Source organism: Brevibacillus fluminis (assembly GCF_052072235.1).
GTDB classification, from domain to species: Bacteria; Bacillota; Bacilli; order Brevibacillales; family Brevibacillaceae; genus Brevibacillus_D; species Brevibacillus_D fluminis_A.
This window is the reverse complement of record NZ_CM125436.1, coordinates 5223488-5247645: the sequence shown is the minus strand read 5'-3', so window position 1 is coordinate 5247645 and position 24158 is coordinate 5223488. Positions and strand designations below refer to the sequence as shown.

24 protein-coding genes are annotated in these 24158 nt (G+C 54.1%); 15 read left to right on the top strand and 9 right to left on the bottom strand.

The genetic code is table 11. The features are described 5' to 3' along the window. Window positions 1–144: 144 nt before the first annotated feature. The 5 genes from ACTID9_RS25745 to ACTID9_RS25725 all read left to right on the top strand — a co-directional run bounded on the left by ACTID9_RS25745 (window position 145) and on the right by ACTID9_RS25725 (window position 6114). Entirely contained in the window at window positions 145–822 is a 678-nt protein-coding gene (locus tag ACTID9_RS25745; RefSeq protein WP_441068030.1) for a response regulator transcription factor, read from the top strand. Further along, a complete protein-coding gene (locus tag ACTID9_RS25740; protein WP_441068028.1) occupies window positions 819–2204 on the top strand; it encodes a sensor histidine kinase in 1386 nt (461 codons plus the stop codon). Before ACTID9_RS25745 ends, ACTID9_RS25740 begins: the two co-directional genes overlap by 4 nt. Window positions 2205–2608: 404 nt before the next feature. Then, window positions 2609–4363, top strand: coding sequence for an ABC transporter ATP-binding protein (locus ACTID9_RS25735; protein ID WP_441068026.1), 1755 nt, complete (start codon window positions 2609–2611; stop codon window positions 4361–4363). A 15-nt stretch (window positions 4364–4378) separates the two neighbouring features. Beyond that, window positions 4379–5053 carry a response regulator transcription factor gene (locus ACTID9_RS25730; RefSeq protein ID WP_441068024.1) on the top strand — a complete coding sequence of 225 codons (675 nt, stop codon included), beginning with the start codon at window positions 4379–4381 and terminating at the stop codon, window positions 5051–5053. Then, entirely contained in the window at window positions 5050–6114 is a 1065-nt protein-coding gene (locus ACTID9_RS25725) for a sensor histidine kinase (protein ID WP_441068022.1), read from the top strand. The genes ACTID9_RS25730 and ACTID9_RS25725 overlap by 4 nt, the downstream gene beginning before the upstream one ends. Window positions 6115–6189: 75 nt before the next feature. Here the strand turns inward: ACTID9_RS25725 and ACTID9_RS25720 are convergent, their stop codons facing one another. Together ACTID9_RS25720 and ACTID9_RS25715 are read right to left on the bottom strand one after the other, a co-directional pair. Then, on the bottom strand, window positions 6190–6816 hold the full coding sequence (locus ACTID9_RS25720; protein ID WP_441068020.1) for a LysE family translocator: 627 nt from the start codon (window positions 6814–6816) through the stop codon (window positions 6190–6192). A 191-nt stretch (window positions 6817–7007) separates the two neighbouring features. Continuing rightward, window positions 7008–7457, bottom strand: a complete 450-nt coding sequence (locus tag ACTID9_RS25715) for an Lrp/AsnC family transcriptional regulator (RefSeq protein ID WP_441068018.1) — start codon at window positions 7455–7457, stop codon at window positions 7008–7010. Window positions 7458–7599: 142 nt separating this feature from the next. On the opposite strand from ACTID9_RS25715, the gene ACTID9_RS25710 reads away from it, so the two are divergent. Together ACTID9_RS25710 and ACTID9_RS25705 are read left to right on the top strand one after the other, a co-directional pair. Beyond that, on the top strand, window positions 7600–8022 hold the full coding sequence (locus ACTID9_RS25710) for a carboxymuconolactone decarboxylase family protein (protein ID WP_441068016.1): 423 nt from the start codon (window positions 7600–7602) through the stop codon (window positions 8020–8022). 73 nt (window positions 8023–8095) lie between these two features. After that, window positions 8096–8776 carry an NADPH-dependent F420 reductase gene (locus ACTID9_RS25705; RefSeq protein ID WP_441068014.1) on the top strand — a complete coding sequence of 227 codons (681 nt, stop codon included), beginning with the start codon at window positions 8096–8098 and terminating at the stop codon, window positions 8774–8776. Between the two features lie 18 nt (window positions 8777–8794). Here ACTID9_RS25705 and ACTID9_RS25700 read toward each other — a convergent pair whose 3' ends face one another. Beyond that, the gene (locus tag ACTID9_RS25700; protein ID WP_441068012.1) at window positions 8795–9643 is read right to left on the bottom strand and encodes a LysR family transcriptional regulator; all 849 of its coding nucleotides are present in this window, start codon (window positions 9641–9643) and stop codon (window positions 8795–8797) included. Window positions 9644–9801: 158 nt separating this feature from the next. Between ACTID9_RS25700 and tnpA the strand changes: the two genes are divergently transcribed. The 5 genes from tnpA (at window position 9802) to ACTID9_RS25675 (ending at window position 13087) form a co-directional block, all read left to right on the top strand. Next, window positions 9802–10200, top strand: coding sequence for an IS200/IS605 family transposase (gene tnpA / locus ACTID9_RS25695; RefSeq protein ID WP_441068010.1), 399 nt, complete (start codon window positions 9802–9804; stop codon window positions 10198–10200). A 4-nt stretch (window positions 10201–10204) separates the two neighbouring features. Further along, window positions 10205–11260, top strand: a complete 1056-nt coding sequence (locus tag ACTID9_RS25690; RefSeq protein WP_441068008.1) for an RNA-guided endonuclease InsQ/TnpB family protein — start codon at window positions 10205–10207, stop codon at window positions 11258–11260. 277 nt (window positions 11261–11537) lie between these two features. Then, window positions 11538–11726 carry a hypothetical protein gene (locus ACTID9_RS25685; protein WP_441068006.1) on the top strand — a complete coding sequence of 63 codons (189 nt, stop codon included), beginning with the start codon at window positions 11538–11540 and terminating at the stop codon, window positions 11724–11726. Window positions 11727–11888: 162 nt separating this feature from the next. Beyond that, on the top strand, window positions 11889–12461 hold the full coding sequence (locus tag ACTID9_RS25680; RefSeq protein ID WP_441068004.1) for a DNA-3-methyladenine glycosylase I: 573 nt from the start codon (window positions 11889–11891) through the stop codon (window positions 12459–12461). A gap of 401 nt (window positions 12462–12862) precedes the next feature. Then, a complete protein-coding gene (locus tag ACTID9_RS25675) occupies window positions 12863–13087 on the top strand; it encodes an aromatic acid exporter family protein (RefSeq protein ID WP_441068002.1) in 225 nt (74 codons plus the stop codon). On the opposite strand, the gene ACTID9_RS25670 is transcribed toward ACTID9_RS25675, so the two are convergent. After that, window positions 13082–14044 carry an NAD-dependent epimerase/dehydratase family protein gene (locus ACTID9_RS25670; protein ID WP_441068000.1) on the bottom strand — a complete coding sequence of 321 codons (963 nt, stop codon included), beginning with the start codon at window positions 14042–14044 and terminating at the stop codon, window positions 13082–13084. The genes ACTID9_RS25675 and ACTID9_RS25670 overlap by 6 nt on opposite strands. A 101-nt stretch (window positions 14045–14145) precedes the next feature. After that, entirely contained in the window at window positions 14146–14469 is a 324-nt protein-coding gene (locus tag ACTID9_RS25665) for an ArsR/SmtB family transcription factor (protein ID WP_441067998.1), read from the bottom strand. Between the two features lie 168 nt (window positions 14470–14637). On the opposite strand from ACTID9_RS25665, the gene ACTID9_RS25660 reads away from it, so the two are divergent. Continuing rightward, the gene (locus ACTID9_RS25660; protein WP_441067996.1) at window positions 14638–14853 is read left to right on the top strand and encodes a CLC_0170 family protein; all 216 of its coding nucleotides are present in this window, start codon (window positions 14638–14640) and stop codon (window positions 14851–14853) included. Here the strand turns inward: ACTID9_RS25660 and ACTID9_RS25655 are convergent. Genes ACTID9_RS25655 through ACTID9_RS25645 form a run of 3 tightly spaced genes read right to left on the bottom strand, consistent with a single transcriptional unit; the run spans window position 14846 to window position 18480 of the window. Beyond that, entirely contained in the window at window positions 14846–15982 is a 1137-nt protein-coding gene (locus ACTID9_RS25655; protein ID WP_441067994.1) for a Ger(x)C family spore germination protein, read from the bottom strand. The two genes, ACTID9_RS25660 and ACTID9_RS25655, sit on opposite strands and share 8 nt — an antisense overlap. Further along, window positions 15979–17067: a GerAB/ArcD/ProY family transporter gene (locus ACTID9_RS25650; RefSeq protein WP_441067992.1), complete on the bottom strand. Its 1089-nt coding sequence runs from the start codon at window positions 17065–17067 to the stop codon at window positions 15979–15981. The genes ACTID9_RS25655 and ACTID9_RS25650 overlap by 4 nt, the downstream gene beginning before the upstream one ends. A 3-nt stretch (window positions 17068–17070) precedes the next feature. After that, window positions 17071–18480 carry a spore germination protein gene (locus ACTID9_RS25645; protein WP_441067990.1) on the bottom strand — a complete coding sequence of 470 codons (1410 nt, stop codon included), beginning with the start codon at window positions 18478–18480 and terminating at the stop codon, window positions 17071–17073. A 158-nt stretch (window positions 18481–18638) separates the two neighbouring features. Between ACTID9_RS25645 and ACTID9_RS25640 the strand changes: the two genes are divergently transcribed. Next, window positions 18639–19829, top strand: a complete 1191-nt coding sequence (locus ACTID9_RS25640; RefSeq protein WP_441067988.1) for a polysaccharide deacetylase family protein — start codon at window positions 18639–18641, stop codon at window positions 19827–19829. Between the two features lie 311 nt (window positions 19830–20140). Here the strand turns inward: ACTID9_RS25640 and ACTID9_RS25635 are convergent, their stop codons facing one another. Further along, window positions 20141–21883, bottom strand: a complete 1743-nt coding sequence (locus ACTID9_RS25635) for a methyl-accepting chemotaxis protein (RefSeq protein WP_441067986.1) — start codon at window positions 21881–21883, stop codon at window positions 20141–20143. 184 nt (window positions 21884–22067) lie between these two features. On the opposite strand from ACTID9_RS25635, the gene ACTID9_RS25630 reads away from it, so the two are divergent. Next, window positions 22068–24104, top strand: coding sequence for a sigma-54 interaction domain-containing protein (locus ACTID9_RS25630; protein WP_441067984.1), 2037 nt, complete (start codon window positions 22068–22070; stop codon window positions 24102–24104). Window positions 24105–24158: the final 54 nt, after the last annotated feature.

Below are 24158 nucleotides of genomic sequence, written 5' to 3'. Positions count from 1 at the left end.
GAAACGGGAAGGATGAGAGGGAGGGCAGATTGCCTTGGCCTTCATTCATTTGGTAACCTTGATAGGAAGAAGGCAGAACCTGTTTAACGCTATTTTCCGAAAACATGAGCCAGCATGAGATGTGCGATCGAGGGAGGGTATCCGATGAGAATCAGCATCCTGGTTGTGGACGATGATCCCCACATCCGCGAGCTGCTCCGCTTTTTCCTGACAAAGGAAGGGTATCGGGTGCAGGCTGCAGCTGATGGAGAAGAGGCGACGCGATTGCTGATGGAGGAACAGATCCATCTGGCGGTCGTCGACGTCATGCTGCCTGGCAAGGGCGGCTGGGAGCTGTGCCAGGAGATTCGCGAGTATTACGACATTCCGGTGATTTTGCTGACGGCGAAAGGAACCGTAAAGGATAAAGAAAAAGGCTTTCTGGCCGGTACGGACGATTATGTGACAAAGCCGTTCGAGCCGGCCGAGCTGCTGTTTCGGATCAAGGCGCTGCTGCGCCGCTACCAGATGGTCAGCCGCAACGTCATCACGATCAATCGGACGGTGATCGACCGCAACAGCTATGTCGTGCGTGTGGGAGAAGAGCAGATGCATCTGCCTTTGAAAGAGTTCGAGCTGTTGGCGCAGCTCGCCAGTTTCCCGGACCGGATTTTTACGCGGGAGCAGCTTTTGGAGCAGATTTGGGGCGCTGATTATGCCGGGGGCAGCCGGACCATCGATGTCCATATCAAACGGCTGCGGGAACGCTTTGATCCGTACGGCGACTTCACCATCGCGACGGTGCGGGGCCTTGGCTACAAGCTCGAGGTCGCCTCGCCATGAAATCGCTCTATGTCCGGCTTGTCGTGACGTTTGTCGGGATTGTGTTTCTTAGCAGCCTGCTGGGGTTTTTCATCGCCAACGGGTATTATCAGCAAAACTTGAAAGCCTTCAATGAACAGAAGCTGACGCGAATCGGCGAGGACATCGTCGATTTGTATCAGGAGAAAGGCACGCTTGGGCTGAACGAATTTTTTCAACGGATCGGCGGCATCAACTATCAGATTTATCTGGTCGATGAGAATGGAAAAGGCACTTTTTTCGGCGCGCCGTTCCGTGATAAGACGATTGCACCGGAGCATGTGCAGCGCGTGTTGGCAGGGGGGATGTATCGCGGGATTACGGAGGAAAAGCACGGGCTGATGGTGACCGGCTTTTTTGAAAATACGCTGACGAACAGCATCGGCCTGCCGATCCACTCCGATCACAAGACATATGCAATGTTTTTGCGCCCGAATACGGAAGGGCAGTTCGGCGAGGTGCAGATCATGCTGACCGTGCTTTTGATCGCCACTTTCGTGCTGAGCATCCTCTTCATTCTCGTGTTTACCCGCTATCTGGTGTGGCCGATCAAAAAGCTGACGCGGGCGACGGAAAAAATCGCAGGCGGCGATTATGCGATCGGGTTGGATATTTCGCGCAAGGATGAGATTGGCACGCTGGCCACCCATTTCGAGAAGATGACGACAGCCCTCAAGCAGCTGGATGAGATGCGGCAAGAGTTCGTCTCCAACGTCTCGCACGAAATCCAGTCGCCGCTCACGTCCATCCAGGGCTTCACCCAAGCGATTCGGACTGGGGAAGTCGACGCGGCACAGCAGGAGGTTTACCTCGGCATCATCGAGGAGGAGAGCAGGCGCTTGGCCTCACTCAGCAAGCAGCTGCTTGTCCTCGCGTCTCTCGAAAAGGAGACAGGCTTGTTCGAGCCAAAGCAATACCGCCTTGACGAGCAGATCCGGCAGGTCGTGCTGCTGTTGGAGCAGCAGTGGCGCGAGAAGCAGTTGAATGTGGAGCTTGATTTGCCGGAAACCCAGATCATCGCCGACCCGTCGCTGCTCAATCAGGTTTGGATCAACCTGATCGCCAACAGCATCAAATTCACCCAGCCGCACGGCACCATCTCCGTATCCATACGCGCCGACAAAATGATCGTCGTGACGGTAGCCGACACCGGCTGCGGAATCGCCCCTGAAGATGTGCCACACATTTTCGAGCGCTTTTACAAAGGCGACAAATCAAGAACCCGCACCGCTTCCGGCAGCGGACTAGGACTCGCCATCAGCCATAAAATCATCAAACGCTCAGGCGGAGAGATCGAAGTGCAGAGTGAGCCGGACCATGGAACGGTCTTCTCGATTAAACTTCCGCGCAGTACCAAAGTGTAAACGAGGTACTGCTTTTTTGTTTTTAATGTTTTTACCCATTCCGCTCGACCACTGCAGTGAGGGATTTTTGCCAGAAAGCGGAGCGAAAGCTTTGGCGATGCCTCCCAGGCGGAGCGGAAAAAAGGGAAACGCTCTTCGCGCCCAATGGCCTCCTTGCGATACATCCGCCGCGCAGCGAGTGGCTTTTGGGCGCGGTTTCCCTTTTTTCCGCGGAGCCGTCCAGTCAATCCCCCAGCAGGCATCGACATGCCTTTCGCGCAGCTTTCTGGCAAAAATCCCGGCTCCTGCACCCCACCCCTCAATTCACATTCAGTTCATAAAACTATCGTATCTTTTCCATGCAAACGAAAACAGCAATGAGCCTTCGGGCCAACGATACAAAACGCAAAGGAGAGATACGACAGATGAAGCAACCCGAAACAAAACAAGCAGGAGGCTGGCAAGCTTTTTACCATCTGATCAAAGAAACCCGCCCATCCAAGCTGCTGCTCGCCACCGCGCTGTTCATGAGCGTGGCGACGACGCTGGTTGGTCTGGCGATCCCGCTTGGCACCAGCAGATTGGTCGACAGCTTTTCCATCTCTACGATCAGCGCCTCGCAAATCGTCCTGTTGGCTGCGGCTTTTCTCGCGCAGGCCATCGCGCTCGGGCTATCGACCTACATGCTCAACCATGTCGGCCAAAACATCGTGGCAAGCCTGCGGGACCGGCTGTGGAAAAAGCTGCTGTCCTTGCCGGTAAGCTACTATGACAACCACCAAACGGGCGAGACGATCAGCCGGATGACCAATGACACGGGGCTGGTCAAACAGCTGATCACGGAGCATTTGTCCAACTTTCTCAGCGGCGTCATTTCCATCACGGGATCGATCGCGGTGCTGTTTTACCTTGACTGGCGAATGACTTTAATCATGCTGACGGCAGTGCCGGTGGCTCTCGGCATCCTGTTCCCGCTGGGGCGACGGATGCGCCTGATCGCGCGGGGACTTCAGGATGAAACGGCCAAGCTCTCCGCTGTATTGACACAGGTGCTCTCCGAAATCCGTCTGGTCAAGTCTTCGAACGCCGAAGAACGGGAATACGGCAACGGGAAGAAAGGGATTGCGGCGCTCCTGCACTTCGGGCTGAAAGAGTCCAAAATCCAGGCGATGATCGCACCGATCGTCTCGTTTGTGCTGATGATGCTGCTCGTGGTGATCATCGGCTACGGCGGCATGCGCGTATCAAGCGGCGCGCTGACAGCCGGAGGGTTGGTGGCGTTCATTTTGTACCTGATCCAAATCATCATGCCGATGGGCCAGCTGACGATGTTTTTCACCCAGCTGCAAAAAACGATGGGCGCGACGGAGCGCATCGTCGGCATTCTCGCGGTCGAAGCGGAAGAGTACGCGAAAGGCCATGAAGTGGAAAATGCGAAGCAGCCGATCCGTGTCGAGCATGTCACATTTGCCTATGAAAATGGCGGGCCGATTTTGCGCGATGTCAGCTTCACCGCCCAGCCGGGGAAAGTGACGGCGGTCGTGGGGCCGAGCGGCAGCGGCAAGACGACGCTGTTTTCCCTTCTGGAGCGGTATTATCAGCCGAGCGGCGGTACCATCCGGCTGGGCGTGGACGAGATTAGCGACTTTTCGCTGGAATCGTGGCGCAGGCAGATCGGCTACGTCTCGCAGGAGAGTCCGATCATCGCAGGCACGATCCGTGAAAACATCTGCTACGGCGTCGACCGTCCGATACCCGACGACGAGCTGGAGCGCGCGGTTGAGATGGCGTATGCCAAAGGATTTATCGAGGATCTTCCGAATAAATACGAGACAGAGGTGGGCGAACGGGGCATCAAGCTGTCGGGCGGACAGCGCCAGCGGATCGCCATCGCGCGGGCCTTGCTGCGCGACCCGAAAATCTTGATGCTTGATGAAGCCACCTCCAGCCTGGACAGCAAATCGGAGATTGTTGTGCAGAAAGCGTTGAAAAACTTGATGAAAGGGCGCACGACACTGGTCATTGCCCACCGGCTTTCGACCATCGTTGATGCCGACCAAATTTTGTTTATGGAAAAAGGGAAAATTACTGGGAGCGGCACGCATGAAGAGCTGCTTTCCACCCATGCGATGTACCATGAATTCGCGACGCAGCAGCTGCGGATGAAGGAGCATGCGTAAAGGAGGCGAGAAGCTGTGACGAAGCTGTTGGTTGTAGATGATGACATCAATATCCGCGAGTTGGTCGCGCTGTTTTTGCGCAATGAAGGCTTTGACGTATATGAAGCGGGCGATGGCGTCGATGCGCTCGCCCTGCTGGAATCGGTCAAGGTCGACATGGTGATTTTCGATATTATGATGCCGAATATGGATGGCTGGACGCTGTGCCGGGAGCTGCGCGAGTTTTACGATTTGCCGCTGCTCATGCTGACGGCAAAAGGGGAGACGACGCAAAAGGTGAAAGGCTTCGAGCTGGGCACCGACGACTACCTCGTAAAGCCGTTTGAGCCGGCGGAGCTGGTGGTGCGGGTGAAGGCGCTGCTCAAGCGCTACCGGATTTCGATCTCGCAGACGGTGCAGATCGGCGAGCTGACCTTGGACCGCAAAACATACGAAGTTTTCTGCGAGGGCAAAAGCATGACGCTGCCGTTAAAAGAATTCGATCTGCTGTTCAAGCTAGCCAGCTATCCTGGCAAAACGCTGTCCCGCGAGCTGCTGATTGAGCAAATTTGGGGCTATGATTACGAAGGCGACGAGCGTACCGTGGACGTCCACATCAAACGGCTGCGCGAACGCTTTCCTGAGGAACGCCATTCGTTTCGGATCAAGACGATCCGCGGGCTGGGGTACCGCCTGGAGGTGCTCGCTTGAAAAAGTTTTGGCATGTCGTCCGCCATGTGCTCGGGTTCATCGCCATCGTCGCCGCTTTGTGCGCCAGCTGGTGGGCCGCTTATTATCTGACCGAGTATGTGTACCGCAAGTTTGACATTCAGTTGGCGGACTATTTTCGGCAAGTCCTGACCGGTTTGGTCGGCATTTTTCTCCTGGGTGCGGTGGCAAACATCATCGGTCGCTTGTTTCATCCCAAACGGATGCGCGGCATCCATATGCTGCTCGATGCGATCCGGCGGATTTCCAAAGGGGACTACAATATCAACCTGAACATTCAGGGCGATGAAGACCACCCGATCAATGCGCTGGCCCACAGCATCAACAACATGGCGGTCGAGCTGGGGCAGATGGAGCAAATGCGCCAGGAATTCATCTCCAACGTCTCGCACGAGATTCAGTCGCCGCTTACCTCGATCAGCGGATTCGCGCGGGCGCTGCAAAACGAGCGGCTCGGCCCGGAAGAACGCGCGCACTATCTGGGCATCATCGAGGCCGAGAGCTTGCGTCTGTCCAAGCTGAGCGACAACTTGCTGAAGCTGACCTCGCTTGAATCGGAGCACCATCCGTTTGACAAAAAAGCGTTCCGGCTCGACAAGCAGCTGCGCAGCATCGTGCTGACGTGTGAGCCGCAATGGCTGGAAAAAGACATCGAAATGGCCGCATCGCTTGCGGACATCACGATCGTGGCGGATGAAGATTTGCTGAGCCAGGTGTGGGTCAATCTTTTGCACAACAGCATCAAGTTCACGCCACATGCAGGCACGATCGGCGTCCAGCTTCATCGGCGGGATGGTGAGGCCGTCGTCCGCATCTCCGATAGCGGCATCGGAATTGCGGCAGAAGATCTCGAGCATATTTTCGAACGGTTTTACAAAGTGGACAAATCCCGGAACCATCGCCTGGGCGGCAGCGGGCTCGGCTTGTCGATCGTGAAAAAAATCGTCGAGATGCATCAGGGGCGGATCGAGGTGGCGAGCACGCCGGGGGAAGGCACCGTGTTTACGGTCGTGCTGCCGATTGGTGCGCACCCACAGCCATAAAAAGGATAAAGGGAAAGCCGGAAGGAGTGTCCGGCTTTCCCTTGTGCCGTTTTCAGGGACAAATTTGGTTCCGATTTATGGCCGTTTTTCCAACGCAAGCCGAATGCCGAAGCCGACCAGTACCAATCCGCTTACACCCTGGATCGCGCGCTGGACGGACGGCTTTTTCATCCACACGCTCAGCGTATCGATCAAGAGCACGTAGAGCAGGAACCAGGCGATCGTGATGGCGGTATACGTCATGCCCATCAGCAGAAATTGCCACAGCGTGTTGCTATGCGTGTCGACGAATTGGGGAAGGAACGTCAGGAAAAAAACAGCAACTTTGGGATTGAGCAAATTCGTGAGAAATCCTTGGCGGAAGCTCGATTTGCCCTGGTGCTTGTGCCCGCCGGATTCGTCCGGCTCCTGGGCGGCTTTGTTTTTTAATGCCCAGAGCGATTTAACGCCGAGGTACAGTAAATAGACGGCGCCGGCGTATTTGAAGAGGGAGAACAGGACAGCGGATTTGACCAGGATGGCGGATAGGCCGAGTACGGCCGCTGCCGTATGAATGACGAGCCCGCACGAAATTCCCAGCATCGTCTGGAACCCGCCTTTTTTACCGTGCAAGATCGTGTTTTGGGTCGTCAAGCCGGTATCAGGGCCAGGCAAGATGACGAGAAGCGTCGCCATCAGGACAAAAAGCGAAAAATGTACCATTGATGATCCCACCCATTGTGTATGTTGCAGAAAATTCTATACCAAATGAAAAGCAGCGGCAATTGGTTTTTCAGCTGCACCATGATGGGAACGCCGAGTAAAAAATCGAACCCTGTGAAAAATGCTCCAGCATCGTCCTGTTCAACGCTGTTTTCGGATGGCAAGGCAGATCAGGCATTCAAATGAAACGATCATGCAAGCTCGCTAACCGCTTTCCTCACATTGGTGTCGACCTCGACCTGCGAAAAAACAAACTGCGTTTTGGTGGCGGCGAAAGGGGTTACGGTGTTGATGAAGGCTTCAATCTGTTCCATGGAACGGGCGGAAAGCTTCACGAGAAAGCAGGCGTCCCCCGCAATCCGGTAGCAAAATTCGCTGTCCGGATAGCTGGCGATAAATCGGCTGAAGCGCTCGTATTCGCCGGTTTTCATCGTGAGCATGACGAAGCATTCGAGCGGGAAGCCCATTTTTTTTCGGTTGATCTTGATCGTGTAGCCTTCGATGATCCCCTGGTCCTCCAGCTTCCGCACCCGCTCCGCCACAGATGGAGCGGACAGGTTAATCCGCTTGGCCAGCTCGCGGATGGACAGCCTGCTGTCCAATTGCAGCTCAGATAAAATCTTGATGTCGGTTTGATCCATATGGAAACCTCCGTGAGTTGATTTTGTTGCAAACGAAATGCAGATGTGTAAATTGCGTTTCAAATGGAGTGTGAACGCTCTTTCTTTACAAATATCATAGATATACAGCTTTATCTACACTCATTGTAACGGAGGTATTCTTATGGCACGCATTTCTTTTTCCGCAAACGGGGCAACGCCTTTCCAGCGTCTTTTGGGTCATAACGAAGCGATTTTGGCAGGGTGGAACGCATTGGGGGAGACCTTTTCCGGCGGCAGGCTGTCGGCGGAGCTGAAGGAGCAGGTGCGCCGGACACTGGCATTCGGCAATGGCTGCGAATACTGCATGGCAAAAGGGAAGCCTGCGGATCTGCACATCGATCCGCGTGAATCACTCGCCGTCGCATTTGCAGGCATCGTGCTGGAAGGCCATCAGCGAATCGATGATGCCGTATTCGATGTGCTGCGCGAGGCGTTCGATGAGCAGGAGATTGCCGAGTTGCTCGCCTATATTTGCTTCACGACCGCCTCGCAAATGTTCGGTGCGCTCACCCGGCTTGAGCCCGGGCCTGAACCAACGGTTTAAAGCATGGAACATAGTCGACATTCTCCCGTGCGGACCCCCGTACTATACTCGATATACGAAAGAGGGGGAAGCAATGATGGAGAATCGTGTAAGTGTTTTGGGCACAGGACGGATGGGCAAGGCGCTGGTAAAGACGCTTGCGCCCCATGTCAGCCGCTTGCGTTGGGGAACGCGCGATCCGCAAAAGCTGGCCGCGTTAATTGAAAAAGAAGCGGGATTGTCACATGTCGAGGTTTGCACCTATGAAGCGGCGCTACAGAGCGAGGTCATCATCCACACGTTGTGGCTGAGGCATTTGCTGCCATTGGCAGAAGCAAACCGCGAACGGCTGGCGGGAAAAATTCTGGTCGACGTGACCAATCCATTCACAGAGGATTTCACCGATTTCAGCCTCCCGTGGGGCACGTCGGCGGCGGAGCAAATTCAGCAGGCGCTGCCGCAGACATTTGTCGTAGGGGCGTTCAAAAACACGTACTTCCAAGTGTTTGACCAGCCTGTGCACCAAGGGATGGTGAGCGATTGTTTCGTGACGGGCGATGCGGAAGACGCGAAGCGGCAGGTGCTGTCTTTGTTTGCGCCGCTGCCGTTTCGTCTGCTCGATGGCGGCGTCTTGGCGAACAACCGCACGATCGAGCGGATGACGCTGTTGGAACGCGAAATCGCTTTGCGGTACAAGTCGTATCCGTATGTGTCACTGCGACTGTTCGGAATCGATGAACAGCCGCACACAAAACGTGAAGCGACTGTCGAATGATTAGAGAAAAGGCCCTGCTCAGGCAAAATAGCGAAGCAGGGTTTTTTCGAGGGAAGCGGCATGCCAGATCAGTGAAATCGTCCGCTTTGCCGCTTCTTCCTCGATCGGCATCGCCTGCAAATCGGCATGGGGCAGGTGCAAGGCGACGAGTTCGGGGACGATCGCCATCCCTGCGCCAGCGGCGACAAAGCCGAGCAAAAAATCACCGAAGCCGACTTCCGTTTTGATGGCAGGGACGTGACCGTGTGTAGCCATGATCGTGCCAACCGTTTTGCGCACGCTGCAATCGGGCGGATACATCACGAGCGGTACGTCGGCAAGCTCGCCAAGTGACACGGAGGCGGCGTTTGCCAGCGGGTCGGACGTTCGGGTGACGGCGTAAAAGCGTTCCTCGAACAGATCGACAACCCGCAGCGACTTATGGGTGGGGATGCGTTCAATCACCGCCGCATCCAGCTCTTCTTTTTTTAACAGGGCGAAAATCTCGGATGACGTAGGGCGAACGACAAGTTCAATCTCAATCGCGGCAGCTTCCATCGCCACGATTCGCTTCGGCAAGTAATGGGCGGCCAAGCTGGGCAAGGTGCCGAGCCGGATGCGCCGCTTTTGCCGACATGCTTGCATATCGCGTTGAATGTGGGCAAGCTCGTGCAGCAGCGGTTGAATCCGCTCCGCCAAAAGCTCACCGCCTGGAGTCAGCTCGACGCCGGATGTAGACCGGTAAAACAAGGAAGTGCCATAGTAGCTCTCCAGCCGCTTGATTTGCTTGCTCAGGGCCGGAGGGGAAAGATTCAGCTTTTCACTCGCTTTCGAAATGCTTTTTTGCCGCGCGGTTTCGAGAAAGCTGTAAAAATAGTCGGTATCCATAGCGAAAACCTCTTTCCGGTGAATTTACAGTAATTGCCGATTGAAAGCCCACGGTTTCAATCGTGGGATGGGCAGGGCAAACACATAGCACATGTGTGAGTGCTATTCTTTTTAAATTTATCGTATCAGTTTGATTATAGTACTGATACAATAGTCATATGGGACAAGAATATAGACGTACAGCTACCACAGTATCTCTCATCAACTATCATTTTGTTTTTTGCCCTCGTTATCGAAGAAAAGTGTTAGTGACACAGGTGGAAATTCGATTCAAGGAACTACTTGAGATGATATGCCAAGAGAACGACTGGCGTATTGTAGCAATGGAAGTCATGCCGGATCATGTCTATCTGTTCCTGAACTGTCTTCCCACTGACTCTCCATCAGACATAATGGCAAAAGTGAAAGGAGTGTCATCTCGAATATTGAGGCAAGAATGTAAGCATCTTGCTCATTTGCCGAGTCTGTGGACACGCTCTTTTTTCGTAAGTACAGCAGGAAACGTATCAAGCGAAACAGTACAACGTTATGTCGAAGAACAAAAGAAAAGGGGGTGAGCTCATGCAATCATTAACTGTAAAAATCCGAATTTTCCCTGATCATCCAGATGTTCTACGCCAATTAGGAAAAGAGTATATTCGGGTAGTTAACCAACTGAGTGAACAGGCGGAACAACTTGGAGTGTTTCCGAAAGTGACAACCAAAGATGTAGAATCCCAACTCCCCTCTGCCGTCTGTAATCAAGCCATTCGTGATGCCAAGAGTGTATACCGAAAAATCAGGAAGTTGGGGACTCGCCCCATTCTGAAAAAACCTGTCTATTTCATCAACAATCAAAACTACACGGTATCCGAAAATACAGTTGCCTTCCCGATCGTTACAGATGGAAAGGCGAAGAAAACAACGTTTTGTGCTACGATGACGAGCCGAGATAGGGAATGGTTAGGCAAAGGAAAATCTGGATTGATGCGTATCGTTGAAAAGTCAGGGAAATGGTACGCTCAAATTTCGGTAGAAGTGCCTACAAGCGTAACAAACAACGAAACCATCATGGGTATTGATCTTGGTTTGAAAGTTCCTGCTGTTGCTGTCACTTCTACAGGTAAAACCCGATTCTTCGGAAACGGCAGACAGAACAAGTACATACGAAGAAAGTACCAACAACGTAGACGTAAATTAGGGAAACTCAAAAAGTTGTCTGCCATTCGCAAACTTGGCAACAAAGAACAACGTTGGATGAAAGATCAAAACCATAAGATAAGTCGTCAAATTGTCAATACAGCCATTCAGGAAGGTGTGTCCATAATCAAGCTTGAGCGACTAAAGAATATTCGCAAAACGGCAAGAACAAGCCGTAAAAACGCAAGGAATCTGCATAGTTGGACATTCTATCAGCTTCAGCAGTTCATCTCCTACAAAGCAAATCTTTCTGGTATACAGGTTGTGGAGGTCAATCCTGCCTACACTTCTCAATCTTGTCCTGCCTGTAGAGAGAAGAACAAAGCGAAAGACAGAAGGTACGAATGTTCATGCGGATTCAAAACTCATCGTGATCGGGTTGGAGCTATCAATATCATGCGTCAACCTGTGGCAGATGGTAACAGTCTGTCAGCCTAAGATGCTAGATGCACTGTCTTAGGACGGGCTGATGAGACAGCCCTAAACTTGGGGGAACTACGGATAGCAGAAATGCACTTCCGACTACCACCCAAGAATCCCACTGATACCGAAGGTGTCAGCTTGCGGCTTTAGCCGTGGGAGTCTCAAAGCCGATCATACACTGTCTGCCGCCATTTGCAAATGCGTCATCACACATCGCGGCAGGCAATACCCGTGGCCGGTACGGCAAGCGTATCTCGCCCAACTCATTCCCGATGATGCCAGGAGTTCGTACATGGCGGTCAATACGCTGGTTTTCCAGGGGGCGCGAATCATCGCATCCTTGTGCATCACGGCTGGATCGGTCGTTTCGCCGGTCACCATGGGCGTCTTCTTCGGCGCAATCGGCCTAATCAGCATCTTGTTGTTTTTTCAGGTCATTCACAGGCTCAATCGAAACAGGCAGCAGCAGCTGTCTGCGTAAAGGGAGAGACTATCGTTTGTGAGAAAGGGGATCGGCTCGCTCGGGGCCGGTCCGTTTCAATTTTGTCCCAGTTACGAGGGCGAGATCTTGAACAAGCTGGAAAAAAGCGCTATGATAAAAGGGAATATACGTTCGTTATTTTTCGTTATAGGGGGAATCGAAATGAACCGATGCGGATGGGTGACGCAGGACCCGCTGTATATGGACTACCACGACAAGGAGTGGGGGGTGCCTGTTTACGATGATCGGCTGCTGTTCGAGTATTTGAATCTGGAAGGTGCCCAGGCAGGGCTCAGCTGGTATACGATTCTCAAAAAACGGGAGAACTACCGCAAAGCGTTTGACAATTTCGATGCCGAGAAGATCGTCGCCTATGACGAGCGAAAAATCGAGGAGCTGCTGCAAAACGAAGGCATCGTTCGCAACCGTCTCAAGGTCAATGCCGTGATCGAAAACGCTCGCGCTTTTTTGCGGGTGCAGGAGGAGTTCGGTTCGTTTCGCGACTACATCTGGTCGTTCGTGGGAGGAAGCCCGCTTATCAATGATTTTCAAAGCATGAGCGAGGTGCCGGCCTCCACCCCGATCAGCGACAAAATGAGCAAGGACTTGAAGAAGCGCGGCTTCAAATTCGTCGGCTCCACCATCTGCTACGCATTCATGCAAGCGGTCGGCATGGTCAACGATCACATTGCCTCATGCGACTGCCGCGCTGCTGTGCAGACAGCGGGGAAGTAAGGGCATTTACATCGAAGGATGCAGGGGCGTCTCCAAGTCGAAAAACCGGCTTTTGAGACAGCCCCTTTGTCATTTCCGAGAGAATCCCCCATGCATCGGCGAGAAGTTGATGTGATGTTATATATTCTGACAAATGAATGTATTTATGAAGTTTGTAAATATTCGTGTAATAAAATATTACATAATTCATGTTGAAAACAATCGGGTTGTTGTGTAAAATCCGAATTAAATAAATCATGTCAGGAAATATAACATTAAAATACAACAGAATCGTTCGCGCCATTGCATACGGAAAAGGAGGGGAAACATGGGGTATTTGTATGATGTGATCATGAGGCAGCTCAACAAACAGAAAAAGTCCGCGTCAAAGACGTATGATCCGAAATACAAGGAGGGGAGCCGTGTTGATCGGGGCACGAGTGATAAAAACGTCCCTGGCAGTCCTCCTGTCCATCCTGATCGCCAGAAGCGTTGAGCTGCACACGCCGCATTTTGCCGGAATGATCGCCGTTCTGTCTGTCCAACCCTCCAGTGGGGATCGGGCATGTTCTGGCGGGAGCGCATGCCGCGACATGGCAAAAACGCAATCAGCCGGGCCATGCCCGATCGTAGGACAGCAGTTATGATTTTTCCGCTGAAAGGCTGCGGTTCATAAGCTCCTGCACCGATGTCGCCACAGATTCGCGCAACGAGTACATTGTTCGGAAGCCGCTTGCTCTGATCTTGTTATCATTCCAGATCCGATCGACGGTAAAGCTTTTGACCATGAACGGATTGACGCGGTAGCTCGCCATCTGCTCGGCAGTCAGCTGTTCGGGGATGGAGAGGACCGGGGCGACTGTACCGGTGCATCGGTCGATCTCGTCTTTCAGCTGCTGCCACGTCGTATCGAATCCTTTGAGCAGATAGACGCCGGGGTCGCGCTCAGGCTTCTCGCTTGTGCCTAACCACACCATCGCGCGCCCGATGTCGCGGGTGTCGACGAGCGAGACTTTGCCCGAGCCATCTTTGATCAGCGGAAACGTCCCGAGGGAGTAGGCGCCGAACAGACGGGAAAAGAAAGAGGTGATGTCGCGTGGACCGATTGCGCTGGCCGGTCGCAAAATCGTGATATCCAGCCCGGTTTGGGCGGCAACCTCGGAGACGACGGCTTCGCGTGCGAGGGCTAGCTGCTGGATCGGGAATTCGGGCTGCGTGGGATACGCTTCATCCATCGGTTCGCCTGTGCGGAAATCGTAAAGAACGATGGTGCTCAGCTGGATGAAGCGCGAAACGCCGAGTAAGGCCGACGTTTCGGCGAGTGTCCGCGTCAGCTTGACCTCAATCGCCGCATCGAGCGAAATGCTGGTATCGAGCTTGGCGTCAGCGGTGCAATTGTACACGGTGTCATGCCCGCGGATCGCAATGCTGATTTCGCTTGGTTGATCGAAATCGACCGTGACCATCGGGACGCCCAGCCTTTCCAAAAACAACGTGTTGCTCGTGCAGCGGACGGCAGCCGTCACGTCATGTCCTGCTGCATGAAGCTGTTCCACCACATGGCTGCCGATAAAACCGGTTGCGCCAAATACGATTGCTTTCATCTTCTCCACCTCTTCGTTTCATCATGTTTAAACTTTTAAACATATCGTGTGTAAAAAAAGTGCGTGGCGCACTCTATTTCCGTCATGCCGCAGCGGACGGTTCATCCTTCTTCAATTGTGTTGATCAGCTCTTTAACCGGGAGCAGTGATTCCCTGATTTGGCCGCTTAAGGTGTAATATTTTTCTTTTCCGCTTTTAAGAAAAGCGACCAGACCAGCTTGTCTCAATATTTTGAGATGGTGTGAAACCGCCGGGCGAGACAAGTCGATCTGCTCGGTAATCTGGTTTACATTCAAGCTGCCCTGATTGAGGAGGAGAGCCAGAATCTGCTGGCGGTTCACATCGCCCAGTGCCTGAAAGACGAGCGTGCCCTGCTGCAGCTTTTCCAGAATGCGCTCCTTGTTCGTGCATGCCGCGCGCTCCATGCCATCACCTGATATGTTTAAAGTTTTAAACATGTTAATCATAAGCGACTTGCGGCACTCTTGCAAGAGGGGGCTGCCGTTTTCGCCCATGTTCAACGGCAGTCTGGATGATGTTGGAATAGCGAATCCGAATCCGTTCATACTAGGGAAAAAAGCGAGGTGGACCGGTTGAACTTTTCTCTTATCATCGGCTTCGTAGAGTCGCTCACATCCTATTATCTCACGTTCATCTTCCTCGTGATGGGACTGTTGCTGCGCTTTCGCACGTATCCGGCTTACAAGAGCAGGCAGCTGACGATGGATGCAGCATGGGCGAGAATCGGCGGGATCGTCTGCATGATCGTGTCGGGAATCGTGCTGGTTTCTCATTTTCTGTTTATTTAGTTTGTCCGATGCGGCGGATTGACGTTTCGACTTGCACCGCAACCTCTGCATCTTTGAAAACCTGCGGCCAATCTTTCTTGTGCGCCTTCCAGTATTTGTAGTGGTGCCTGCGCAACTGCTCCCCGAATCCAAAAATATCAGCCTGGTACACCTGCTGTACCTTCCGGATGTGAGTTTCCAAATCTTTTTTGATTTTTTTGCTGAGCAGTTGTTCCTTCTCCCTGATTTTTTGTAATGTGGGGTTGCGGTTGAATCCGTCCTCCGCGATATGCCCTTCAATCTGGAGGCGGATTTGAAAGACTGGCCGGCTATCCCGCATTGCAGCGTGAATGGTGGCACGGCTTGATTTGACCTCAAATGTGGAATATTTTCCGTTTTCGAGAAAGATCACTTCGTCTCCTGCGCTTTTCGTGCCGACGATCCACCGATGCGCTTTGACTTCCTCACCGCTGAGCCATCCGACCAGTTTATCTTGTTTGAAAACAGCTCCCCCGGAAAACCTTACTTCCCGGTAGTTCGGTTCGATCTGCGGCAGCAAGCTGTCCGCACCAGCGTGCAGATTGCTGGTGAACTCGCCGACTGCGGACATGAGCGGGATGCGTGTGGTCTTCACCTGCGCTTCCTCCGTAAGCATGCTGATATAGCGCGCGGGGACGGGCATCAGCCGTGGACGCACCTCCAGCACATCCTTCGCTTCTCCTTTGGCAATCACCAGCTTGATTTTGCGCCGCATTTCCTGGTCGCGCAAGAAGAGGTCGAGCGGCTTCTCAATTCCTTCCCGGGCCAATTCTTCGCCGATCACAACCACCTGGAGGTGCTCATAAAACGGCTTTCGCGCAATTCGGGTGGCGGTTAACCGGATGCATTCAAAAATCGACTCTCCGACCGTGCTGATGTTCCAGATCGGTGCGATGTTAGGGTTCTTCACCTTCCCTGAAAGAGCCTGCGCCTCGGTCAATTGAACGGTTAGCCGGTATCGGGTCTTCTTTTTGTCCTTGCTCGGCAGCTTGTCGATTCCAACGCCCATGACAAAGAGGCGGTCCTGAATCTCAACACGATCCCAGCACCCGGCGAGGAGCAGGGAGACGAAGAGGATGACGCACAGACAAGGCAGCGACCACAGCTTCATGATTTGGCCCTCCTGTTTTTCCAAAGGTAGACGACCGACATGGATAGCGGCGTGAAGATGGTCATCGCCATCCCAACCCAGCTGACGACATCGCTGAGGTTGCTCACCTCAAAGTCATTGCGCGGCAAAACCGCGATCAAAAAGACGACAGGAAAAAACAGCATGCTGATCACGCGCTGCTCCTGCATCTTGAACAGCTGCGAGGCAATCAGGCTGGCACAGTAATGGAACAGCATGATGGTCGTGACGGTGAACGGAATCCAGACCAGCATCATGATGGAATCGAGGCGTTCGATGAAAGCGCCCGGCACCTCGATGTTTTTGATCACGGTCAAGGTTGGGTACAGCAACAGCGTCACTTCCGGTGCTCCCATGACGGCGATGCAGATGACCGTCACGATCGTATAAAGACCTGTGACGATCAACAGGGAGACGATGGCTGCGGTGCGGGAACGCTCCGGCTTTTCCATGAATGGCAAAATGAACAGCAGCATCTCAAAGCCAAGAAACGAGAACGACGTCGTGGGCAAGCCTCTCAGCACAGGCCCCAAGCCGTCTCCCAGCACGGGCAAGAGGCGTCCGAAATCGGCGTCGCGCAGCGTTTGCGTCAGCACGAGCAGCAGCAGAAGCAGGGAGAGCGGCTGAAACAGCTCGTTAAATCGCGCGATCGCGTTGATCCCATGCTGCACTACATAGGTACTCAGCGACAAAAGCCCGATGACGATGACCTCCATCGGTGTCAAATCGAGGAGGAACAGCTTGGTCACATCGGCCGAGACACGGACAACCATGCCGACGAACAGCAGGAAATACAAGAGAAAAATGACCAGCACCAACGTTCCCAGCCACTTCCCGAACAGCAGCGGTCCATAGTGGATCAAGCTTTGCTCGGGATAGCGCGTCCCGATGAAGCTGATCACGCTCACAATCAAGATCGCGATCAAGCCTGCCAGCAAAATGTCGATCCAGCTGTCGACGCCTGCCTTGCTTGCGACAAGCCGCGGGAGGGAAAGCACTCCGACACCAACCACCGCGCCGAACAGCACGACGGTTACCTGTGGAGCGGTAAGCCTGTCCTTTATCACGCGTTACCATCCTTTCTTGCGTTTACGGAGGTTCATCCGTACGCGATCAAGCGGATGCAAAATCTCGGGGCGTTCCGTTTGGTTGGTGAGCGGCGCCCGGATGATAATGTCTTTCCAGTCGCTAGGCCGATAAGGGGCGAACGGCGAGAAATAATTGATGCCGAAAGATTTGAGTGAGATCAGATGGGCAGCGACCGCGAGAATGCCCAGAATCACCCCTAATAGCCCAAGCGTGCTGGCGAGGATCATCAGCGGGAAGCGCAGGAGACGGATGGCGATTGCACCGTTATAGGCCGGAACCAAAAAGGAAGAGATGGCGGTAATGCCGACGACAATGACCATGACGGGACTGACGATGCCCGCTTCAACCGCTGATTGGCCGATTACCAAGCCGCCGACGATGCCGATGGTCTGTCCCATCACTTTGGGGAGCCGCATCCCTGCCTCGCGCAGCATCTCCAGCGTGGTTTCCATCATGAGCGCTTCCAGAATGCTTGGAAAAGGCACCTGGGCTCGGCTCGCCGCGATGCTTAGCGTCAGCTGTGTCGGGATCATGCCAGGGTGGAAGGAAACGAGTGCAATGTAGAGTGAAGGGAGGACCAACGCGATCAAAGCCCCGAGAAACCGGATTGCGCGAATTGCCGAACCGAAGATCCAGCGCTCAAAATAATCGTCAGGAGCCTGAAACAGCATCGAAAATGTGATGGGGACGATAAGCGCGCTGGGTGAGCCGTCCACGATGATCACGACGCGGCCCTCGCCAAGGGCGCTCACGACCCGGACCGGCAGCTCCGTATATTGCGCCTGCGGGAACGGGGAGTACCAGCTGTCCTGAATCCATTGCTCGATCGTTCCGCAGTCCAGCACCTCGTCGATATCGACGGTGGCGAGCCGTGACTGCACCTCCTGAAGGATCGTCGGATTGACGATGCCGTCGACGAACACCAGCGCCACTTTTGTTTTGCTTCGCCTGCCGAGTATGCTCATCTGGACTTTTAAGCCGGTGTCCGGAAATCTGCGCCGAATGAGCGACAGGTTGACGGAGAGCGATTCGACAAAGCTGTCGCGCGGGCCGCGGATGATGCTCTCGTTTTCGGCGGCCTGGATGGTGCGATTCTCGCTTCCGCCTCCATTCGCCACGTAAGCGGTGGAAGAACTCTCGAAAAACACGACGATGTTCCCGGACAAAATCGCCGTGATCGCTTCATGCAGATCGGGCAGGGGCGTAAGAATCGGACCGCCTTGCCCGGGAAGTGGATGTATATTTTGACCGATATGTTCATTCGCAAAGGTAGTGTCGACCAAGCTGTTGAGATAGAGCAATGTGACACAGTCATCGCCAATCTGAATCGGGTGCGAGACGAAATCGGAAGTGTCCCGAAATGCAGCGTGCAGTTCTTCCACCCCATTCATTTCTTCACATACCCCCTCGTCTGCAGATGAAGGTAGTGTTTTACGTTTATGGAAAATTATTCGTCCAAAAAATATTATTCGACAATCTGTAATAACCTTCCCAATCGTTCGTCAAATGGTGAGAGTTGACATTATGAGGCAGAGGGAAGGAATTCGGAATGAAAAAAATGGTGAAACGCGTCGGCGGATTGTTGCTGCTGCCCGCATTGCTTGCAGGTTGTGCCGGATTGAACCAAGAGGGGACCGGCGAGACTGCAAGCGCGGTGCAGGAGCCGCCGGCCATTGCGGCACAAGTAAAAAATCCCGCAGCACAGATCACAGAGCCGAAACAGGAAACGGAAAAAGAGGCGAAGCCTGCGCAAACAGAGGTGCCAAAGGGCGATTGGGTCGCGTATAAAGGGCCGGTGGAGCACATCTTTTTTCACCCGCTGATCGCCTATCCCGAGCTTGCCTTCGACAATGACAGCATGACAAAAGGCTATGACGACTGGTTCGTCACAGTGAAAGAGTTCGACCATATTTTGGAGGACCTGTACAAAAACCAGTACGTACTGATCAGCATGGATCAGCTGTATGAGCAAAAAACGGTGAACGGGAAAAAGGAGCTGGTCAAAAAACCGCTCATGCTGCCGAAAAACAAAAAGCCGCTCGTGCTGTCCGTGGATGATATGAACTATTACGACTACATGCTGCAAAACGGCAACGTCTACAAGCTGATCCTCGATGAAAAAGGGAGAGTGGCGACCTATTCGCTTACGCCGAAAGGGGAAAAACGGATCGCCTACGACAACGAAATCGTGCCGATTTTGGACACGTTCGTAAGCGAGCATCCCGACTTTTCCATTGACGGCGCCAAAGGGACCATCGCGCTGACCGGCTATCAGGGCGTGCTCGGCTACCGCACGAACGAGCTGACATCGCCAGCCTACCAAACCGAAAAAGCCGACGCGATCAAGGTAATCAACCGGATGAAGGAGACCGGCTGGAGCTTCGCCTCCCACGGATACGGCCACCGCGACGCCCATAAGATCAGCTACAAAAGCCTTGTCGAGGACACGGAGCGCTGGAAAAAAGAAGTCGAACCGCTTGTAGGCGATACCCCGATTTATATCTACCCATACGGCAGCCGGGTCGACACCGACAGCGACAAATACAAGTATTTGGTCAAAGCAGGCTTCCCCGTCCTCTGCGGCGTCGGACCGCAGCCCTACCTCAAATACAAATCCGACTCCATCATGATGGACCGCCGCCACATCGACGGAATCGCACTGAAAACGCAAGGAGACAAACTGAAAGACCTGTTTGACAGCAAAGAAGTGATCGATAGCGTCAGGCCAAAGGGGAACTAAAAAAAGCATCCCGATCCACGCAAAATAGAGCGGATTGGGATGCTTTTTTTTACACGCCGCAGCCAAGGGATTTTTGGAAAAAGCGGAACGCAAGCCTTTGACAGGGCCGACCGAGACGCAGCAGAAAAACGGAACGATCTTTCGCGCCCAACATCATCCATGAGAAACACCCGCCGCGCAGCGAGTGGCTTTTGGGCGCGGTTCTGTTTTTCTGCGGAGTCGTACAGTGAATCCCCCAGCTGGCCCAGTCAACAGCGGCCGTGGAGCTTTTTCCAAAAATCCCGGTACCTGCACTACAGCCAGCCAAAAACTCAAACCGTAAACCGCATCACAATCCCCCTAAGTTCCGCCGCCATCTCATCAAGCCTGCGCGCAGACGCCGACATCCTCTCCAGCGAATCCAGCTGCTCCCGTGTCGAGCGAGCCACGAGCGACAAGTGATCCGCCGAATCTTTGGAAATCGTCGCCAGCTGCGTGACCGTAGCGGAAACCTGCTCCGAGCTGGCCGACATCTGCTCGGAGACCGCCGACACATCCTGCACCTGCAAAGCGACATGCTGGGTCGCCTCCCGAATATGCCGAAATGCATCGCCAGCCTCGCGCGCGACGCGCATGCCCGTTTCGACCACCACGGCGCCAGCCGCCATCGCCTGCACGGCTTTGCTGGTGTCCGCCTGGATTTCCTGAATCAGACTGGTGATTTGCGCCGTGGAGCGGGCCGATTGCTCCGCCAGCTTCCGCACTTCATCGGCGACGACCGCGAAGCCTTTGCCTTGCTCGCCGGCCCGCGCCGCTTCGATGGCGGCATTGAGGGCGAGCAGGTTGGTTTGGGCGGCGATGTCCGTAATGACATTGACGATGCTGCCGATTTCCTGTGACCTGGCGGAAAGCGAGGTGACGACAGACTGCGAGAGCGCTACCGACTGGCTGATCGCATTCATTTGCTCCACGACCTGATGAATCGAGCCGTTGCCATGCTCCGCTTCGTCTGCCATCTCCTGCGACGATTCCGCCACCTGCGCGGAGCTTTCCGCAATTCGCTGGATGCCGATCGACATTTCGGTCATGGCGCGGGCATTTTCATTCGCTGATTGCGACTGTGTATCCGTGCTGCCAGCCAGTTCCTGGATGGTGCCCGACATTTTGTGGATCGCGCCAGTGCTCTCTTCCACGCGGGTGGCAAGCTCGCTCGCAGATGCCGCTGCCTGGAACGCGTGCTGCTGCACGCCTGTAATGATCGTGCGCCACAAGGCGATGACGTTGTTCAACCGGGTTGCCAATTGCCCAAGCTCATCTTTGGAGGAAACTTCCACCTCTACGTCCAGGTGGCCGTCGTTCATTTTTCCGACGGCTGCAAAAATCGCCCGCAGCGGGCGCAGGAAGCGGCGCAAAAACGAAAATTGCAAAAGGAAGACGCCGCTAAACGACAGCAGGAAGATGACAGCCAGCCAGAACAGCAGATCGTTGCGGCTGCGCGTCATGATGCTGGCGTCCATGTCGATGCCGAAAACGGCGATGACCTGATTGTTTTCATCCATGACGGGCTGAAGGATCGAGATCCAGGTGCCGTATGAGTCGGTGTACGTCCCGGTGTTCACGGCTTCCTTCGTCACCATCATTTGCTTGTAGGCACTCACCCATTGCGGCACCTGCTCGAACATCACGCCGAGCTTGTAGCCGGCTTCCTGCACATGGGTCGGGATGGCAACCGTCAAGTTTTTGTTGTCGTCGGTCAGCTCGGCGCCAAACAGATAGCCTTGGGCAATGTTGGGGTTATCCTTGGACATCCGGTCCAACTGAGCGGTCAGTTTTGCCTGAAGGGGAGACGCGGGGTCGTGGTCGGTGAGCGCAGCTTTGACATCAGCCGCTGCCAGTTCCCCTTTGGCGTAAGAGGCGAACCCTTTGGCTTGTCCATCAAGGTTTCGCATCAAAAACGACTGCTGCACATAATAGCTGGTCAGGCTGAGGATGATGCCCATCAGCAAAATGGTGACGCTCGACAACGCCAGATTTTTGCCGAAAAAAGAAAAGCGGAACAACTGCTTGCGTGACATGCTCGACACTCCTTTGACAAAATCATGATGCAGTGATAAATAAGCAAAAATAATGCCAATGATTGTCATATATTGGCGTGTCATAAGACGAAGATGTCGAAAAATACTTTCGAAAAGTTTGAAAAAGAACGATAATGGAAGGAGGTTAACTTTTGGACAGGGGGGAGTTCCTATCGGTGACTGTATGAGGAAAGTGGCGATCATCGCGGGTTCCAAGAAGACCGCGGGCGCCATCGCAGGCCAATTGAATGCGATTTTGGGCGAATTGATTACGTTCATCGGTTTTTCCATGCATGAATGGATGGAAAACAAGGATGACTTCCATATGGTGCTGATCAGCACGCAGACCATCTTCACGCGTCACATCGCACCGCGCATCAAGACGGGGACGGTCATCTTTGTCATCAGGCGGACGCTTTTGCGCAAAAGTTTGGAGAAGGTGATGGCGATCCCGTCGGGGAGCAAGCTGCTTGTTGTCAATGATGAAAGGGACTCGGCGGAAGAAACCATCGCCTTGTTGCGCGAATTGGGGGCCGGTCACATCGAGCTGTATCCCTATTTTCCGGGCGCGGCTGCGTGGGAAGCGTCAACGGTGGCGATCACTCCGGGAGAGCCGGAACTCGTGCCGCCGTTCATTCAGCAGGTGATCGACATCGATGAGCGGGTCGTGGACGTCAGCACCTTGGTCGACATTTTGACCCAGTTCCAGCTGCTGAACAACGAAACCCGCACGATGCTCTCGCGTTACGCCGACAAGATCGTGACCCGCAGCCAGGGCATCCAGTTTACGCTTCAGGGGCTTTTGCACATGAAGACGATTTTGCAGCGGACGCTCAACATGGTGCAGGACGGCGTGATCGCCTACGATCATGACGGCACGATTACGTTGTTCAACCGGGCGGCGGAAACGATTTTCGGCTGCACGTCCGAGGACGCGCAAAAATTCACGGTGGAAGGGCTTCTGCATCGGGAGGGCGTAGACCCGATGACGTTCGTGGAGGAGTGGAAGGACTGCCTCGTTCACATCAAAAAGCAGAAGATTCTGATGAACCGCCAGCACATCATCGAAAATGGCCATGTGACCGGCGGCGTGCTGACGCTGCGGGCAGCGAAAAAGGTGGAGGAGCTGGAACTCAAGCTGCGGCTTCAGGCCAAAGGCTATGAGGCACGCTACTCCTTTGGCGACTTGATCACCGTCTCGCAAAACATGATGAAGGTGGTTGCACGCGCCGAAAAAATGGCGAAGAGCGACTTGAGCGTGCTGATTCTGGGCGAAAGCGGGACAGGCAAGGAGCTGTTCGCGCATGCGATCCACCGTGCCTCACAGCGTGCGGGCTACCCATTCGTGGCGGTCAATTGCAGTGCATTGCCGGACAATCTGCTCGAAAGCGAGCTGTTCGGCTACGAGGAAGGCGCCTTTACGGGAGCGAAAAAGGGCGGGAAGCCAGGCCTGTTCGAGCAGGCGCACAAGGGTACGATTTTTTTGGACGAAATCGGCGACATTTCGCCCAACATGCAGAGCAGGCTCTTGCGGGTGCTGCAGCAAAAGGAAGTGCTCAAAGTAGGGGGAACGCGGCTGATGCCGGTCGATGTCCGCATCATCGCAGCGACCAACCGCAATCTGGCGCGCATGGTCGCAGAAGGCAAATTCCGCGACGATTTGTATTACCGCCTGAAAATTTTGCAGCTCGAGGTACCGCCGCTGCGGGAGCGCCGCGAGGACATCCCGCTGCTTGCCGCCTATTTTCTCGAACGGCGCGGGGCCAATCAGGAGGGGCTGGAACCAATCCACGAAGCGCTGCGGCGCTACCATTGGCCAGGCAATGTGCGGGAGCTGGAGAACACGATGGAGTACATCGCCTTCATGAATGATGGCCATCTGACGGTCGAGGATTTGCCGATGTATACGGACGAATCGGCGGCGGTTGCACGATCTCACGCGGGGGCGCTGGAGCAGATGGTGTCTGTACAGGCGGCGGGAATCCGCGTCGAGCAGCTCGTTTTGGAAATCATTCACCACGCGAAGGCGGCGGGCAAAAACGCCGGCAGGCGGGCGATCGTGGCGGCAGTCAAAGAAAAAGGGCTGATGATTTCCGAAAATGAAGTGAGAAAAACGATCGACAAATTGCGTGACGCCGGCTATGTGGAAGTTGCGGCGGGACGGGCAGGGTGCCGGTTAACCCCAAGCGGGTTCCAAAAAGTACGAAATGGAACTGGATAAATGGGATGAATGGGATAATATCGACCTGTTTATCCCGTTTTCTTTTTGTGTCTT

Excerpts from the sequence above, each read along its gene's own strand:
- ACTID9_RS25745 (WP_441068030.1), top strand. The coding sequence starts at position 145 with ATGAGAATCAGCATCCTGGTTGTGGACGATGATCCCCACATCCGCGAG.
- ACTID9_RS25740 (WP_441068028.1), top strand. The coding sequence starts at position 819 with ATGAAATCGCTCTATGTCCGGCTTGTCGTGACGTTTGTCGGGATTGTG.
- ACTID9_RS25735 (WP_441068026.1), top strand. The coding sequence starts at position 2,609 with ATGAAGCAACCCGAAACAAAACAAGCAGGAGGCTGGCAAGCTTTTTAC.
- ACTID9_RS25720 (WP_441068020.1), bottom strand. The coding sequence starts at position 6,816 with ATGGTACATTTTTCGCTTTTTGTCCTGATGGCGACGCTTCTCGTCATC.
- ACTID9_RS25715 (WP_441068018.1), bottom strand. The coding sequence starts at position 7,457 with ATGGATCAAACCGACATCAAGATTTTATCTGAGCTGCAATTGGACAGC.
- ACTID9_RS25710 (WP_441068016.1), top strand. The coding sequence starts at position 7,600 with ATGGCACGCATTTCTTTTTCCGCAAACGGGGCAACGCCTTTCCAGCGT.
- ACTID9_RS25705 (WP_441068014.1), top strand. The coding sequence starts at position 8,096 with ATGATGGAGAATCGTGTAAGTGTTTTGGGCACAGGACGGATGGGCAAG.
- ACTID9_RS25700 (WP_441068012.1), bottom strand. The coding sequence starts at position 9,643 with ATGGATACCGACTATTTTTACAGCTTTCTCGAAACCGCGCGGCAAAAA.
- tnpA (WP_441068010.1), top strand. The coding sequence starts at position 9,802 with ATGGGACAAGAATATAGACGTACAGCTACCACAGTATCTCTCATCAAC.
- ACTID9_RS25690 (WP_441068008.1), top strand. The coding sequence starts at position 10,205 with ATGCAATCATTAACTGTAAAAATCCGAATTTTCCCTGATCATCCAGAT.
- ACTID9_RS25685 (WP_441068006.1), top strand. The coding sequence starts at position 11,538 with ATGGCGGTCAATACGCTGGTTTTCCAGGGGGCGCGAATCATCGCATCC.
- ACTID9_RS25680 (WP_441068004.1), top strand. The coding sequence starts at position 11,889 with ATGAACCGATGCGGATGGGTGACGCAGGACCCGCTGTATATGGACTAC.
- ACTID9_RS25670 (WP_441068000.1), bottom strand. The coding sequence starts at position 14,044 with ATGAAAGCAATCGTATTTGGCGCAACCGGTTTTATCGGCAGCCATGTG.
- ACTID9_RS25665 (WP_441067998.1), bottom strand. The coding sequence starts at position 14,469 with ATGGAGCGCGCGGCATGCACGAACAAGGAGCGCATTCTGGAAAAGCTG.
- ACTID9_RS25655 (WP_441067994.1), bottom strand. The coding sequence starts at position 15,982 with ATGAAGCTGTGGTCGCTGCCTTGTCTGTGCGTCATCCTCTTCGTCTCC.
- ACTID9_RS25645 (WP_441067990.1), bottom strand. The coding sequence starts at position 18,480 with ATGAATGGGGTGGAAGAACTGCACGCTGCATTTCGGGACACTTCCGAT.
- ACTID9_RS25640 (WP_441067988.1), top strand. The coding sequence starts at position 18,639 with ATGAAAAAAATGGTGAAACGCGTCGGCGGATTGTTGCTGCTGCCCGCA.
- ACTID9_RS25635 (WP_441067986.1), bottom strand. The coding sequence starts at position 21,883 with ATGTCACGCAAGCAGTTGTTCCGCTTTTCTTTTTTCGGCAAAAATCTG.
- ACTID9_RS25630 (WP_441067984.1), top strand. The coding sequence starts at position 22,068 with ATGAGGAAAGTGGCGATCATCGCGGGTTCCAAGAAGACCGCGGGCGCC.